The organism is Pseudomonas sp. UYEF17, assembly GCF_040546125.1.
Lineage (GTDB): Bacteria > Pseudomonadota > Gammaproteobacteria > Pseudomonadales > Pseudomonadaceae > Aquipseudomonas > Aquipseudomonas putida_Z.
Map to the genome: position 1 here is coordinate 152,204 of NZ_JBEPNE010000001.1, position 14,702 is coordinate 166,905.

The 14,702-nt window shown below is 62.4% G+C and carries 17 protein-coding genes and 1 pseudogene; 15 read left to right on the forward strand and 3 right to left on the reverse strand.

What is annotated here, in order from left to right:
- Nucleotides 1–64: 64 nt before the first annotated feature.
- Together ABIB24_RS00690 and ABIB24_RS00695 are read right to left on the reverse strand one after the other, a co-directional pair.
- Complete coding sequence (locus tag ABIB24_RS00690) at nt 65–367, reverse strand: AzlD family protein (protein WP_025339581.1); 303 nt, start codon at nt 365–367, stop codon at nt 65–67.
- Entirely contained in the window at nt 364–1,083 is a 720-nt protein-coding gene (locus tag ABIB24_RS00695; protein WP_274119987.1) for an AzlC family ABC transporter permease, read from the reverse strand. Before ABIB24_RS00695 ends, ABIB24_RS00690 begins: the two co-directional genes overlap by 4 nt.
- A 119-nt stretch (nt 1,084–1,202) precedes the next feature.
- On the opposite strand from ABIB24_RS00695, the gene ABIB24_RS00700 reads away from it, so the two are divergent.
- The 4 genes and pseudogenes from ABIB24_RS00700 (at nt 1,203) to ABIB24_RS00715 (ending at nt 3,257) form a co-directional block, all read left to right on the forward strand.
- Nucleotides 1,203–1,667, forward strand: coding sequence for an Lrp/AsnC family transcriptional regulator (locus tag ABIB24_RS00700; protein ID WP_081742284.1), 465 nt, complete (start codon nt 1,203–1,205; stop codon nt 1,665–1,667).
- Nucleotides 1,668–1,692: 25 nt separating this feature from the next.
- Nucleotides 1,693–1,885, forward strand: a pseudogene (locus tag ABIB24_RS00705) (MFS transporter); the annotation flags it as partial.
- Nucleotides 1,886–2,129: 244 nt separating this feature from the next.
- Nucleotides 2,130–2,915: a 2-keto-4-pentenoate hydratase gene (locus ABIB24_RS00710; RefSeq protein WP_085663352.1), complete on the forward strand. Its 786-nt coding sequence runs from the start codon at nt 2,130–2,132 to the stop codon at nt 2,913–2,915.
- A gap of 108 nt (nt 2,916–3,023) precedes the next feature.
- Nucleotides 3,024–3,257 carry a hypothetical protein gene (locus tag ABIB24_RS00715; protein ID WP_085588058.1) on the forward strand — a complete coding sequence of 78 codons (234 nt, stop codon included), beginning with the start codon at nt 3,024–3,026 and terminating at the stop codon, nt 3,255–3,257.
- Nucleotides 3,258–3,593: 336 nt separating this feature from the next.
- Here ABIB24_RS00715 and ABIB24_RS00720 read toward each other — a convergent pair whose 3' ends face one another.
- Complete coding sequence (locus ABIB24_RS00720; RefSeq protein ID WP_025339576.1) at nt 3,594–3,971, reverse strand: hypothetical protein; 378 nt, start codon at nt 3,969–3,971, stop codon at nt 3,594–3,596.
- A gap of 290 nt (nt 3,972–4,261) precedes the next feature.
- On the opposite strand from ABIB24_RS00720, the gene pstS reads away from it, so the two are divergent.
- The 11 genes from pstS (at nt 4,262) to ABIB24_RS00775 (ending at nt 14,671) form a co-directional block, all read left to right on the forward strand.
- A complete protein-coding gene (gene pstS, locus ABIB24_RS00725) occupies nt 4,262–5,293 on the forward strand; it encodes a phosphate ABC transporter substrate-binding protein PstS (protein WP_025339575.1) in 1,032 nt (343 codons plus the stop codon).
- A gap of 72 nt (nt 5,294–5,365) precedes the next feature.
- Nucleotides 5,366–6,331 (forward strand): phosphate ABC transporter permease subunit PstC, encoded by a 966-nt coding sequence (pstC, locus tag ABIB24_RS00730; RefSeq protein WP_023661148.1) that lies wholly within the window; start codon nt 5,366–5,368, stop codon nt 6,329–6,331.
- Nucleotides 6,331–7,224, forward strand: a complete 894-nt coding sequence (gene pstA, locus ABIB24_RS00735; RefSeq protein WP_024086822.1) for a phosphate ABC transporter permease PstA — start codon at nt 6,331–6,333, stop codon at nt 7,222–7,224. The genes pstC and pstA overlap by 1 nt, the downstream gene beginning before the upstream one ends.
- A 75-nt stretch (nt 7,225–7,299) precedes the next feature.
- Nucleotides 7,300–8,061 (forward strand): phosphate ABC transporter ATP-binding protein PstB, encoded by a 762-nt coding sequence (gene pstB / locus ABIB24_RS00740; protein ID WP_031324478.1) that lies wholly within the window; start codon nt 7,300–7,302, stop codon nt 8,059–8,061.
- A gap of 93 nt (nt 8,062–8,154) precedes the next feature.
- Complete coding sequence (locus ABIB24_RS00745) at nt 8,155–8,853, forward strand: hypothetical protein (protein WP_085588069.1); 699 nt, start codon at nt 8,155–8,157, stop codon at nt 8,851–8,853.
- Nucleotides 8,853–9,452: a hypothetical protein gene (locus ABIB24_RS00750; RefSeq protein WP_137164274.1), complete on the forward strand. Its 600-nt coding sequence runs from the start codon at nt 8,853–8,855 to the stop codon at nt 9,450–9,452. The genes ABIB24_RS00745 and ABIB24_RS00750 overlap by 1 nt, the downstream gene beginning before the upstream one ends.
- A 157-nt stretch (nt 9,453–9,609) precedes the next feature.
- Nucleotides 9,610–10,164, forward strand: a complete 555-nt coding sequence (locus ABIB24_RS00755; protein ID WP_013972148.1) for a helix-turn-helix domain-containing protein — start codon at nt 9,610–9,612, stop codon at nt 10,162–10,164.
- 27 nt (nt 10,165–10,191) lie between these two features.
- Nucleotides 10,192–11,538 (forward strand): glutamine synthetase family protein, encoded by a 1,347-nt coding sequence (locus tag ABIB24_RS00760; RefSeq protein WP_061550788.1) that lies wholly within the window; start codon nt 10,192–10,194, stop codon nt 11,536–11,538.
- A gap of 84 nt (nt 11,539–11,622) precedes the next feature.
- Nucleotides 11,623–12,396 (forward strand): gamma-glutamyl-gamma-aminobutyrate hydrolase family protein, encoded by a 774-nt coding sequence (locus ABIB24_RS00765; protein ID WP_025339571.1) that lies wholly within the window; start codon nt 11,623–11,625, stop codon nt 12,394–12,396.
- A 69-nt stretch (nt 12,397–12,465) separates the two neighbouring features.
- Nucleotides 12,466–13,824: an aspartate aminotransferase family protein gene (locus ABIB24_RS00770; protein ID WP_137164273.1), complete on the forward strand. Its 1,359-nt coding sequence runs from the start codon at nt 12,466–12,468 to the stop codon at nt 13,822–13,824.
- 292 nt (nt 13,825–14,116) lie between these two features.
- On the forward strand, nt 14,117–14,671 hold the full coding sequence (locus ABIB24_RS00775; protein WP_025339569.1) for a helix-turn-helix domain-containing protein: 555 nt from the start codon (nt 14,117–14,119) through the stop codon (nt 14,669–14,671).
- Nucleotides 14,672–14,702 lie beyond the last annotated feature (31 nt).

A 14,702-nucleotide genomic window follows, 5' to 3' on the forward strand; every position in this document is an offset into this window, starting at 1 on the left:
AGTGAGGGTGACGAGGTGAGTACCGTCACCGCTCTTGAGTTGACCGCATCCATGTCCAGGTGAGTCACCCTGGCAACAGCCCCCGCAACACCCCCGTCACGACAATGGCAAACACCACCACCGGCAGGATGGAATACCGCGAAGCCGCATACACGGTAAGCCCCAGCGCAATCAGGTCGGCCGGATGGCCGGAAACGAACTTGGGCGCGATCACGGCGATCAGTACGCAGCCGGGCGCGGCGTTCAGCACCTGGGTCAGTTGCGGCCCTGGCGTTCGGTTGCGCAACAGCAGAAAGCCCAGCGCACGGGTGAGGTAGGTGGCCACCGCCATGCCCACAATGGTGACCAGCGTAGCGACGTCGATCATGGCTTGGCCCACAGGTAAGCGCTGACCAGGCCAGCCACGGTGCCCGCGAGCACGTACCATCCGCCGGGGATCAGCAGGTAGAACAGCGCCGCGGTGACCAGGCTGAACAGCCAGGGCAGGGCGGCGTGCACGCCTTTCCACATGCCTTTGAGCAGCACCAGGAAGACGGCGGCGAAGGCCATGTCGAAGCCATAGCTGCGCAAATCGCCAAGCAACGGCCCGACCTGCGCGCCAAGGCTGGTGAAGCCGACCCAGGTCACCCACAGGCACAGCGACACCCCCATGAAGTAGCGCAGGCTGAAACTACCGCGCTGGCGCGCATCGGCCAGGCCCATGGCCCAGCTCTCATCGCACATGAAGAACAAGGCACCGAGCGCTTTTGGCAACGGCAGGTGGCGCAGGTACGGCGCCAGGGTCGCGCCCATCAGCAGGTGGCGGCTGTTGACCAGCAGGGTCATGGCGACAATCACCAGGACCGCCGGCGGCGAGGTCCATAGCTCGATGGCGGCGAACTCCGAGCCACCGCCGAAGTTGAGCCCGGTCATCAGCGCCACTTCGCCTGCCGCGAGCTGCTGCCGGGAAGCCTGGGCGCCGAGCACCAGGGCGAAGGGGATGAAACCCAGCAGCACCGGCAAGGCGGCCGTGGCGCCACGACGCAGTTCGCTTTCCGGCGTGGCGGTGGGGGGATCGTTCAGTACAGGTTCAAGGGTATTCATGGGCACCTCCAGTGGAGGTAAATTATTCCAATGTATTGCTGGAATTGGCTTGCGTAGTTGCACCGGAGCTTGGAAGATTTGGCATCTGCTACTGGCAACTGGCAATTTGAGGTTCTTCAATGCCAATCAAGCTCGACGCTATCGATCGACGTATCCTGCGAGCACTGCAGCGCGATGGCAGGCTACAGAACCAGGAACTGGCCAAACAGGTTGGGCTGTCTGCCTCGCCGTGCCTCAGGCGGGTGCGCCTGCTGGAAGAGGCCGGGGTGATCGAGCGCTACGTGGCGCTGGTGGACCCGGCCAAGGTGGCGCTGGGTCTGACCCTGTTCGTGCGGGTGTGGCTCAAGCGCCAGGACCAGGAAACCACCGACGAGTTCGTCGAGGCGGTGCGCCAGTTGCCCGAAGTGGTGGAGTGCCATGTGATGGCGGGTGACTGCGACTTGCTGTTGCGGGTGGTGGCGGCGGACCTGGAGGCCTATCGGCGCTTTCAGATCGCGCACCTGACCAGCCTGAGCGTGGTGCAGAACGTCAAGACCGAAGTGCCGATGGAGAAGATCAAGCTGACCACCGAGCTGCCGGTGTAGTAGCCAGGGCCGCTCGCATCACGACCCCGCGCTGTTCGGCAGCGGCTTCATGCTCAGCGTGGCCCTGCTGTGCTGCGCGTTGTTCAGCGTGAACATGGCCAGCTCCACCGCAGACCGGGTCGTTTGCCTCGGCGTTCCTGATCAGTGCGGCGGTCGCGGCGGTGGCGGCGATGGCCTACGTATTGCTGCTGAAGCAGCCAGTGTCTGCTGACAGGTAATCCTGTAGGAGCGGCCTTGTGTCGCGATGGGCCGCAACGCGGCCCCGGGGTTTCAGCGCAAATGCACACATTGCCGGGGGCCGCTTTGCGGCCCATCGCGACACAAGGCCGCTCCTACACGGGATTGCGTCAGGCAGGGTCATAACGGTTTGTGATGCCAGGCATCATGACAATTTATTTATCCTTATCAATGCCACGCTCTAGCATCTGTTGCCCGCCATCGCCCATCAATCACGAGGTCTTGATGAACAATTCGCTCTTCATTCCCCAGCGTACCGCGGCATTGTTGCTGCAGCACTGGCTTAGCGGTGAGCTGCTGGCGGAACTGCCCGCCAGCCTCAAACCCGAGACGTTGAAACAGGGCTATGACAGCCAGGACGAGTTGTTTGCGGCCGCCGCAGGCCAGCGTGCCGGGTGGAAGCTGGGTGTCGGCAGCCCCGCAGCCATGCGGGCGGCCAATTTGTCCCGGCCCTTGATTGGCCAGTTGGAGGCGGGGCGCTGTCATGCTGGTGGTGTGCACATTCGGTTGCCGGCCGTTACGCCGGTAACCATCGAATGCGAGGTCGCCTTCGTGCTGGATCGCGATATTCCACCCCAGGTTGGGCGGGTGCCGGCCAGCGAAGATATTCGCGCTACCTGTGTCACCTTCGAAGTGGTGCGCTCGCGCTTCGTCGATCGCAAGATTGTTGGGTGGCCAAGCTTCGTGGCGGACAACGTTGGGTTTGAAGCGCTGGTGATAGGCAACAGCCTGGCAGCAGGCATCGATGTGCCGTTGCTGGCTGACCTGGCCGAAACCACCGAGGTATACGTAGACGGCCAGTTGCGGGCGCGGGGCTTGTCTGGCGATGCGGCGACCGACCCGTTGGCATCGCTGGCCCACCTATATGCGCATGCCGCCGAACGTGGCCAGACCCTGAAGGCAGGCGATGTGGTGACTACAGGGGCCATGTGCCAGCCATTCGACCTGAACGAAACAGGGCATCAGGTTAGCGCCAGGTATCTTGGCCAGGAGCTGTTGTTTACGCTGTAGCGATGCCCCAGCCTTTTCGCGGGTAACCACGGCGTTGCGATTGTTTGTATGAGTCACCTTGATGCTTTCCCTTAGCGGTACTAATACTAAGAGACTGCCGGGAGGGGGATGAACATGCAGACGCGCTTTGTTGTGGTTCCCGCTGTGCCGCTCAAGAAAGAGATTTACCCGCGTAGTCTTGGCTTTCCCGCGACGTTAGGGGAGGGTTATGACCTTTATGACACACAAGAAAAGCTGCGCCTGACCTTCAACTACCCGACACGCGCCGAGGCGGAGTTCGTATGCGCGTCCCGCAACAGTTGCCGGGATGCCGATGCGGCGGATATCGCCGGGATTGGTTGATGCAGTTGAAGCTTTGCGGAACTTGAGTGCGATGCGGTCCAGGTGGGCGCAACTGACTTGCTCAATTTTTTGAGACGTGCGCGGTCCCTGTGGGAGCGGGCTAGCCCGCGAACACCGGCGTAGCCGGTGCCATGCACCGCGTTGCATTCTTCGCGGGTAAACCCGCTCCCACAGGGATCGCGTCTGGCCCAGGGTTGGCGCCATTCCTGTAGAGGCCATGGCCTTGCCCATGGATCGTGAAGCCTGCACGGGTCGGTGTGGGAGCGGGCGTGCCCGCGAACACCGGCGTAGCCGGTGCCATGCACCGCGTTGCATTCGCCGGGCCGGGGGCTTGTGTCATGCGTGTTTGAGCGCTTCCACCAATTGCGCCTTGGTCATGGTGGAGCGCCCCTTGATGTCTTTGCTGCGCGCTTCCTTCATCAGGCTCTGCTTGCTCTGGGTTTCCAGGGAACTGCCCGATGTGCGGGAATGACCCTGGCGTGACTTCGCCGCCCGTTTGGCCGAGTCCGAGCGGGCAGTTTTCTTCTCGCTGGAAGAGGTGGCCTTGCCCGAGCCGCCTTTCTTCTCGCCACCCCCGGACTGTTTGTTGACGGTGGCCCAGGCGCGCGCTTCGGCCTGGTCTTTCGGCACGCCTTTGTGCTCGTAGCTTTCCTCGATATGTTCGGCCTTGCGCTTCTGCTTGTCGGTGTATTTGTCCTTGTCGCCGCGTGGCATGGCATTCACTCCCGTCTTGGTTTGCATGAACGGTTGAATGCCGCGGCAACGCCCGAGTGCCCGGTAATCGACCAGCGGTGCCAGGAAACCTGTCGCCCACTCGAAACAGTCATTCAACCGACACATCGAGGCCTTAGGGTTGAGACAGGAACCCGTCCAGAGCTCTGCTCACTGATGTTGCCGTGATGGCGCCGCCAGACGGCTCTACCGTGCGGCTTGCCATTCATTGGTCACAAAGCTGTAACATTGCTGCTGCAAAGTGTGCCGGCCATCACACGGAGCGCTTTTCGATGATACGCCTGATGAAGTCTGCTGCACTCGCCGTTGCCGTTTCGCTTTGCGCCACTTCGGCATCCTTCGCCGCAGAGAACGTCCGCCTGACCGGTTCCGGCGCCAGCTTCCCGGCACCGATCTACCTGACCTGGTTCAAGGCCTTCAGCAAGGAAACCGACGGTGTCACCGTTGACTACCAGTCCAAGGGGAGCGGGGCGGGTGTTCAGGACTTTCTGAACAAGACCGTCGACTTCGCCGCCAGCGACTCGGCAATGAAAGCCGAAGAAATCGCCAAGGTCGGCGAGGGCGTGCAGTTGCTGCCAATGACCGCCGGTGAAATCGTCCTGGCTTACAACCTGCCGGGCAACCCTAAAGGGCTGAAGCTGCCGCGCGATGTGTACTCCAACATCTTCCTCGGCAAGATCACCCAGTGGAACGACCCGCAGATCGTCGCGGCCAACCCTGAGCTGAAACTGCCAGCTACCCCGATCACCGTGGTCGTGCGTGCCGACTCCAGTGGTACCACTGCGGTATTCACCAAGCACCTGTCGGCCATCAACGCTGACTTCAAGCAAGCGCTGGGTGAAGGCAACACCGTCAACTGGCCGGCCAGCGACAAGTTCATCAAGTCGCCGAAGAACGACGGCGTAACCGCCACCGTCCGCCAGACCCCAGGCGCCATCGGCTACATCGAATACGGCTTCGCCAAGCTGGCCAAGGTCGACTTCGCCCAGCTGCAGAACAAGGCCGGCCAATATGTCGTGCCGAACGCCGAGAGCGGTGCCGAGGCGCTGGCTGCGGTGCAGATGCCGGAGAACCTGGTGGCCTGGCTGCCTGACCCTGACGGTGCCAAGTCCTACCCGATCACCTCCTACACCTGGATGATCTTCCGCAAGGACAACGGTAACCCGGCCAAGGCCAAGGCCATGCGCGAAATGGTCGAATACAGCCTGACCGAAGGCCAGAAGATCGCCGACTCGATGGGCTACATCCCGCTGCCAGCGTCGGTTGTCGATCAGGTACGCAAAGCGTCCGCCAACATCCAGTAACACGCCCAGGCGCTCCCGGTGTGGTCTGGCGGCCATGCCGGGTGTGTTTGCCCTCTGTCCCGGAACTTGCCAATGAACACTCCTTTTGCCATCCCGGCTAACCCCGACTCCGCGTGCCAGCCACCGTCTGCGAAAGACTTCCTGGTTGATCGCACCTTCCGTGCGCTTGCACGCATCGGTGTGGTGCTGGTGCTGGCGCTGGTCTTCGCGCTGGTCTACGAAGTGGGCCGCAAGGCACTGCCAGGCATCGAGAAGCACGGCTTTGACGTGCTGTTCGGCAGTGTCTGGGACGTCAACCAAGGCAAGTACGGTATTCTGCCAGCGATCTGGGGCACGCTTTACAGCGCCCTGATCGCTCTGTTGATCGCCGGTTTCTTCGGCGTCAGCATGGCCATTTTCCTGACCCAGGACTTCCTCCCGGCCCGGCTGGCGGCGGTGTTCCGCACCATCGTCGAGCTGCTCGCTGCCATCCCCAGCGTCGTCTACGGCCTGTGGGGGATCTATGTGGTCATCCCGGCCATTCGCCCGCTGACCACCTGGCTGAACAGCGAGCTGGGCTGGATTCCCTTTTTTGGTACTTCCCTGAGCGGCCCAGGGCTGCTGCCTGCCGCGCTGGTACTGGCGATCATGATTCTGCCGACCATCGCCGCCGTTTCGCAGGACGCCCTGACCAGCGTGCCGATGAAGACCAAGCAGGCCGCCTACGGCCTGGGCGCCACCCATTGGGAGGCCATCCTCAAGGTAATGGTGCCATCGGCAGCCACCGGCATCTTCGGTTCGCTCGTGCTCGGCCTGGGCCGTGCGCTGGGTGAAACCATGGCGCTGGCCATGCTGGTGGGTAACGCCAACAACATTTCCCTCTCCTTGTTCGCCCCGGCCAACACGCTGGCGGCCTTGCTGGCCCTGAACTTCCCGGAGGCCGGCCCGAACGAGATCGAGGTGCTGATGTACGCGGCACTGGTATTGATGTTCATCACCCTGGCGGTGAACGTGCTCGGCTCGATGATCATGCTCTACGCCCAGCGGGGTAACAAATGATGACCAACCTCACCACCCCTGCAAACGCGTTGCCCAGCCTGCAGCGCAAGCTGGAAGGCCGTTCCCTGCGCAGCCTGGTATTGACCACGCTGGCATGGTTCGCGGCGCTGGTGGCCAGCGTGCCGCTGATTTCCGTGCTGTACATGCTGATCACCCGCGGCGGCGCACGCCTCAACCTTGAGGTGTTCACCGAGCTGCCACCCACCGGCTTCGAGATGGGCGGGGGCTTTGGCAACGCCATGGCCGGTACTTTCGTCATGGTCGGCATTGCTGCCGCCATCGCCGTACCGGTCGGTATCCTGGCCGCGGTGTTCCTGGCCGAACTCGGCCCGGACAGCAAGCTGGCCAACGCCGCGCGCTTCGCCGCCAAGATGCTCACCGGCCTGCCGTCGATCCTGGCCGGCGTGTTCGCCTACGCCCTGGTGGTGATGACCACCGGCACCTACTCCGCGCCGGCAGGTGGTGTGGCCCTGGCGGTACTGATGCTGCCCATCGTCGTGCTGACCGCTGAAGAGTCGATGAAGATGGTGCCCAAGATCATGAAGGATGCAGCCTACGGCATGGGCTGCACCCGTGCCCAGGTGATCTGGAAAATCGTCCTGCCCACCGGCCTGCCGGCGATCCTGACCGGCGTCATGCTGGCCGTGGCCCGTGCCGCCGGCGAGACCGCGCCGCTGCTGTTCACCGCGCTGTTCAGCAACTACTGGATCCTGCATGACGGCGACCTGGCAGTCATGAACCCGACGGCCTCGCTGGCCGTACTGATCTACAACTTCTCCGGCATGCCATTCGACAACCAGCTCGAGCTCGCCTGGGCGGCCTCGCTGGTACTGGTGATGATCGTGCTGGTAATCAACATTCTGAGCCGAGTATTCGGCAAGCCCAAGTATTGAGAAAGGGAGCATCCGACCTTGAACGTATCCACTGCGCCAAAAGCCGCTCCCGTGGTCAGCGAAGCCCCCATCGTCATGGACTGCAAGCTGGACAAGATCTTCTACGGCAATTTCATGGCCGTTCGCGACAGCCATGTGCCGATCCGCAAGAACGAGATCACCGGTTTCATCGGGCCTTCCGGCTGCGGCAAGAGTACCGTGCTGCGCAGCCTCAACCGCATGAACGATCTGGTGAAGGGCTTCCGTTTCGAAGGCCATGTGCACTTCCTGGGCCAGGATGTCTACGGCAAGGGCGTCGACCCTGTGGTGGTGCGCCGCTACATCGGTATGGTGTTCCAGCAGCCCAACCCGTTCTCGATGAGCATCTTCGACAACGTCGCCTTCGGCCTGCGCCTGAACCGCTACAAGGGCGATATCGGCGACCGCGTCAAGCACGCACTGCAGGGTGCCGCGCTGTGGGACGAGGTGAAGGACAAGCTCAAGGTCAGCGGCCTGGCCCTGTCCGGCGGCCAGCAACAGCGTCTGTGCATCGCCCGCGCCATCGCCACCGAGCCGGAAGTGCTGCTGCTGGACGAACCCTGCTCGGCACTCGACCCGATTGCCACCCGCCGGGTGGAGGAGCTGATGGTCGAGTTGAAGAAGGACTACACCATCGCCCTGGTGACCCACAACATGCAGCAGGCGATTCGTGTGGCCGACACCACCGCGTTCTTCTCGGTCGACATCTCCAAGGGCACCCGTACCGGTTACCTGGTCGAGATGGGCCCGACCACGCAGATTTTCCAGAACCCGCGTGAACAGCTGACCGCTGACTACATCAGCGGCAAGTTCAGCTGAGGCCGTACCTGCCAAGGTGGCCGGGTGTTGCAGTCAGGAAGGCTGCAACACCCGGCCGCATTACCTTCCGCCAAGTGTTACCAGGGATTTCCAATGCCAGCGACGCGTCGTCTTGATCTGCCAGCGGTAGAGCGCGCACTGCGTGAGGTGCAGGCCCGCTTTGCCGAACTCAGCCAGCATTTCACCGAACCGCGGGACCCATTCACCGACGAGGTGCTGCTGAATGTGGTTGAAGGCTATGCCCTGATTGACGACTATGTCGCCCGGGGTGTCGACCTTTTCGACCTGCAGCAGCTGAACCTGATGCTGGAGATCAATGCCACCGTGCTGTGCGGCAGCGACCCGGCACGCAGGCTGGAATTTGCCCCGCACCTGGCGGCGACCGAGGCGCACTTTTTCAACAATGTTGAGGGCGGCATCAAGGACCTCTACAACTGGTATTGCTCGTATGGCAGCGACTCGATCTGGAAGCGTGCGGCGGGTGTCTACGTTCGAATTCTCAGCAAGCCGCAGCTGTTCATCGAAGGCAACAACCGCACAGGGTCGCTCATTGTCAGCTACTTGCTGATGCGCGCGGGGCTACCACCATTCGTGCTGTCGCTGGACAACGCCGAGGGTTACTTCAACCCGTCCTCGGTCATACGCAACTCCGCCAAGCATGGGGTCAAGGCTTTGTACGAACTTCCCAAGATCAAGAAAAAGTATGCAGCTTTCCTTGAAGCGCACGCGCCCGAGCCCGGCAAGTTCTTCCTGGGCGGCACATCCATGCCTGCGCGCGAGAGGTGCCGCTGATGCAAAGCCCTTCTCTGTTCCAGCGCGGGCGGCAAGCCCTCGAGCGTACGTTCAATCGCCCGCAGGTACGCATTTCGTTCGATATCGACGACACGCTAGCCTGCCAGGCCGACCACGCCGCCGCCGAGCACAGCAAGCTGCCGGCGTTCGTCCACCGCTGGTTGGGTGAACCCCTGCGCAGTGGCACGCGCTCGCTGATCCGCGACCTGCGCCGCCAGGGTTGCAGCATCTGGATCTACACCTCGTCGGGGCGCACGCCGTCCTACATCCGCCGTTGGTTGATGCTCTACGGTATCCGCGTCGATGGCGTGGTCAACAGTGACCGGCACCAGCATATCCTGGCAGTGAACGGGCTTGAGAATGCGCCCTCGAAGTTGCCGTCGGCCTTCGATATCGACCTGCATGTCGATGATTCCGAGGGCGTGCGGCTGGAAGGCGTCGACCACGGTTTTCGCGTGGTGGTGGTGTGCCCCAAGGATGAGAACTGGGCGCAGAAAGTGATGGATGCGGCGGTCGATGTCCAGGCACAGCTGGCCTGGCAGCAACCGCACCGCTATGAAATGCCGGTACGGCAGCGTTCGCAGGCCCTCGCTTCCTGAGGGCTTCAAGGTACCTTTCTCGTTACGCCTCTTCGCTACTTGTTGCCCCCCACCTCCAATCGCGGCTTCCCATTTTCAGCTTCGGCTTGACTCGTGAAATTTTTCATGTAATTTTTCATGAAAAATAACTCTAAAAATTTCACGGCAGTCTCAAACGATGAAGATGCACGAAGAGGTTGAAGCCCTCGCGATCCTTATTCACGACCTGCGCAAATTCAAGAACCTGACCCTGGGCGAACTGGCCGAGCGCATCAACCGCTCGGTCGGCTTCCTGTCCCAGGTCGAGCGCGGTGTTTCGCGCCCTACCGTGGCCGACCTCACCGCCATCAGTGAAGCGCTCGGCGTATCCACCGCGTACTTCTACAACCTGAGCAAGCCGCGCAGCGTCAGCTGGGTCACGCGCCCCCACGAGCGGCGCACGCTGTACCTCGAGTCGGGCATTACCGATGTGCTGGCTTCGCCCACCATCGGCGGCGCGTTCTCCATGCTCGACAGCCATCTCGAGCCAGGCGCCAGCAGTGGCGAGCTGTACCTGACTGACCGTTCCGAGCAGGGCTGTTTCGTGCTCGAAGGCGAACTCACGGTCTGGCTGGACCACGGCGACGCCGTGACCCTGCAGGCCAACGACTGCTTCCAGCTGCACCCCCACGCGCAGTTCCGTTACGCCAATCTGACGGAAAAAACCACCCGCGTGCTCTGGGTCTTCAACTGAATTCGTTCACCTCACAAGGACAAGAAGATGAGTGTCGTCTTTCCGGATCTGCTGACTGAAGTGCGCTCGTTCCGAGCGCAGCACCCAGAAATACGTTATGTCGACCTGATTGCGCTGGATATTCCCGGGCACTTCTACGGCAAGCGCTACCCCATGGACATGCTGGAAAAAGTCGCAGCCGGCGCGCCGCTGAAGTTGCCGCAGAACTGCGTGCTGCTGGGCACCCAGGGTGGCCTCTACCCGATCGGTGACTACTGCTTCGCCGACGGCGACCCGGATGCCGCACGCCGCCTGGTGCCGGGTACCCTCAAGCCGGTGCGCTGGGAAAAGGAACCGATCGCGCAGATGCTCATCACCTCCGACGGCACTGCCAAGCCCATCGAGTTCGAGCCCCGTGAAGTGCTGGCCCGGGTGATCCAGCGCCTGGCCAGGCGCGGCATTCGCCCGGTGGTGGCCTTCGAGCTGGAGTTCTACCTGTTCGACCGCAAGCTCGACAACGGCCTGCCACAGTACCCACGCGACAAGGCGACCGACGACCACGACGACCAGCCGAACATGCACATCGAGCGGCTGTCGCGTTTCGCACCGGTGCTGCACGAGATGGTCGATGGCGCCAACGAGCAGGGCGTTCCGGCGAATGTCATCACCGCGGAGCTGGGCCCAGGCCAGTTCGAGATCAACTTCTCGCACAGCGACGATGCCATGAGCGCTGCGGACTGGTCGGCGCTGTTCTGCCGCAGTACCCGCGGGATCGCGATGAAGCACGGCTACCGAGCCAGCTTCATGAGCAAGCCGTACCTCGACGCGCCGGGCAGCGGCATGCATGTGCACGTCAGCCTGTACGACAACGCCGGCAACAACATCCTGGCCGGCGATGACCAGCGCAAGCTGCGCCATGCGGTGGCAGGGTGCCTGGAGCTGCTGCCGCACTGCATGCCGATCTTCGCCCCCAACCACAATGCCTACCGCCGTTACGGCGCCATGGTCAACGCGGCGAGCAAGGCTAGCTGGGGTTTCGAAGATCGCGATGCGTGTATTCGCATCCCCGAGTCCGACCCGCGCAACCTGCGCATCGAACACCGCCTCGCCGGTGCCGACGCCAACCCGTACCTGGTGCTGGCGGCCATCCTGACCGGGATGGAGCATGGCCTGGAACGTGGCGTCGAGCCCATTGCCCCGCTGAACGACAACCGCCAGAGCGGCATCGAGTTCCCCAAGGATGCCTTCAGTGCCCTGGCGGCCATGCGTCACCACCCGGAGGTGAACGAGGGCCTGGGCAGTGAATTCGTGATGGTCTACTGCGAAAACAAATACCAGGAGCAACTGGACTTCATGCGCCACATCGATGCCCGCGAATACCGCTGGTTCCTGTAGGTGCCGGGGTTGGGGCAGCGCCGCTGCACCCTGCCTTTCTACCGTTTCAATACAACGCGCAATATGGATTTGCCGGAGGAAGATATGCCACGTGTGCCCGTTATCGGCATTACCGCATGCACCAGCATGATCGAGCTGCATGCAACCCAGACCATCAGCGAGAAGTACGCGCGCGCGGCGGCCAAGGCAGCGTGCGGGCTGCCCATCGTGATACCCAGCCTCGCAGACCTGATGGACAGCGCCGATATTCTCGACGTGGTGGATGGGCTGATCTTCACCGGTTCGCCGTCCAACATCGAACCGTTGCACTACAACGGCCCGGCCAGTGCAGCGGGCACCCATCACGACCCGCTGCGTGATGCCACCACCTTGCCGCTGATGCGTGCGGCCATCGCCGCCGGTGTGCCGGTGCTCGGCATCTGCCGTGGCTTCCAGGAAATGAACGTGGCGCTGGGCGGCACCCTGCACCAGAAGGTGCATGAGACCGGCATGTTCATGGACCACCGCGAAAGCAAGGGTGAGCCCATCGAAAAGCAATACGGCCCGCGTCACGCCCTGCATATAGAGCCCGGCGGCATGCTCGACCGCATGGGCTTGCCGGCGGTCATCGATGTCAATTCCATCCACGGCCAGGGCATTGATGTACTGGCCCCCGGGCTGAGGGTGGAGGCGCTGGCACCCGATGGCCTGGTGGAAGCGATTTCGGTCGAGAACAGCAAGGGTTTTGCCCTGGCCGTGCAATGGCACCCCGAGTACCAGGTCATGGACAACCCACATTACCTGACCATCTTCCAGTCCTTTGGCAAGGCCTGCCGGCATCGCTCGGTATTGCGCCAGATGCTGTTGAAGTCCGCCTGACAGCGATCTTTCCCAATTACAAAAAAGTACCTGCGTGGCACGGCTGCGCAACTTGATGGAGTGAAGTCAATGAGTGAGCAGAATTCCCAGACCCTCGCCTGGCAAGCCATGAGCCGCGACCACCACCTGGCCCCGTTCAGCGATGTTCGGCAACTGGCCGAGAAAGGCCCGCGCATCATCACCTCGGCCAAGGGCGTGTACCTCTGGGACAGCGAAGGCCACAAGATTCTCGATGGCATGGCCGGGCTGTGGTGCGTGGCGGTGGGCTATGGGCGCGATGAGCTGGCCGACGTCGCCAGCCAGCAGATGAAGCAGCTGCCGTACTACAACCTGTTCTTCCAGACCGCGCACCCGCCCGCGCTGGAACTGGCCAAGGCGATCGCCGATGTGGCCCCGCAAGGCATGGACCATGTGTTCTTCACCGGCTCCGGCTCCGAAGGCAACGACACCGTGCTGCGCATGGTCCGCCATTACTGGGCGCTCAAGGGCCAGAAGAGCAAGAAGGTCATCATCGGCCGCATCAACGGTTACCACGGCTCCACCGTGGCCGGCGCGGGCCTGGGCGGCATGAGTGGGATGCACCAGCAGGGTGGGCTGATCCCGGATATCGTGCATATCCCGCAGCCGTACTGGTATGGCGAAGGCGGCGACATGACCGAGGCCGACTTCGGCGTGTGGGCGGCCGAACAGCTGGAGAAGAAGATCCTCGAAGTTGGCGTGGACAACGTTGCCGCCTTCATCGCCGAACCGATCCAGGGCGCTGGCGGGGTGATCATTCCACCGCAGACCTACTGGCCGAAGGTGAAGGAGATCCTGGCCAGGTACGACATCCTCTTCGTCGCTGACGAAGTGATCTGCGGCTTCGGCCGTACAGGCGAGTGGTTCGGTAGCGACTACTACGACCTCAAGCCCGACCTGATGACCATCGCCAAGGGCCTTACCTCCGGCTATATCCCCATGGGCGGCGTGATCGTGCGAGATGAAGTGGCCAAAGTCATCAGCGAAGGCGGCGACTTCAACCACGGCTTCACCTATTCCGGCCACCCGGTGGCGGCTGCGGTGGGCCTGGAGAACCTGCGGATACTGCGTGATGAAAAGATCATCGAGCAGGTGCACGACAAGACCGCTCCGTACTTGCAAAAACGCCTGCGCGAGCTGGCCGACCACCCGCTGGTAGGCGAGGTACGCGGCCTGGGCATGCTCGGCGCGATCGAGCTGGTGAAGGACAAGGCCACCCGTGCGCGTCATGAAGGCAAAGGTGTCGGCATGATCTGTCGCCAGCATTGCTTCGACAATGGGCTGATCATGCGTGCCGTGGGCGACACCATGATCATCGCGCCGCCGCTGGTGATCAGCATCGAGGAGATCGACGAACTGGTGGAGAAGGCCCGCAAGTGCCTGGACTTGACGTACGAGGCTGTTCGCTGAGCGTCTGGGCGAGACAGTTGCCCCCACCTGACCGGTTGCGCGGTCAGGTGTAGGAGCGGCCTTGTGTCGCGATGGGCTGCAAAGCAGCCCCGGCAATTTGTGCATCTGCGCTGAAACCCTGGGGCTGCTTTGCAGCCCATCGCGACACAAGGCCGCTCCTACAAGGGCCCGCGTCAACCGACCAGGCATATCTTCGCCGGCTCGTGCAATTCCGCGAAGAATCTTGCTTTGTGAAATGAATCATGTACTTTTCAGGGCATCAATTTTCCCATCCGAAAGTCGCGATTCAACCATGAAAGTGCACGAAGAGATCGAAGGCCTGGCCGTACTGATTCGCGACCTGCGCAAGTTCAAGGGCCTGACACTGGGCGAACTGGCGCAGCGCATCGGCCGTTCGGTGGGCTTTCTGTCCCAGGTCGAACGGGGCGTATCCCGCCCAACCGTGGCCGACCTCACGGCTATCAGCGAAGAGCTCGGCGTCTCCACGGCCTATTTCTACAAGCTGGACCAGCCGCGCGAACTCGAGTGGGTCACCCGCCCTCACGAGCGTCGTACCCTTCACCTGGCCGGTGGCATCACCGATGTGCTGGCATCCCCCACGATAACGGGCGCGTTCTCCATGCTCGACAGCCACCTGGAGCCTGGGGCCAGCAGTGGCGAGGAGTACCTGGACGACAGCTCGGAGCAGGGCTGCTTCGTGCTCGAAGGCGAACTGACCGTATGGCTGGATGGCGGCGAGCCGGTAACGCTGCGCGCCAGTGACAGTTTTCAGCTGCAACCCCACGCAAGTTTTCGTTACGCCAACCTCACCGACAAGCCCACCCGCGTGCTCTGGGTGTTCAGCTGACAAGAGAAGCCAAGCCATGCTGGCTTTGGCG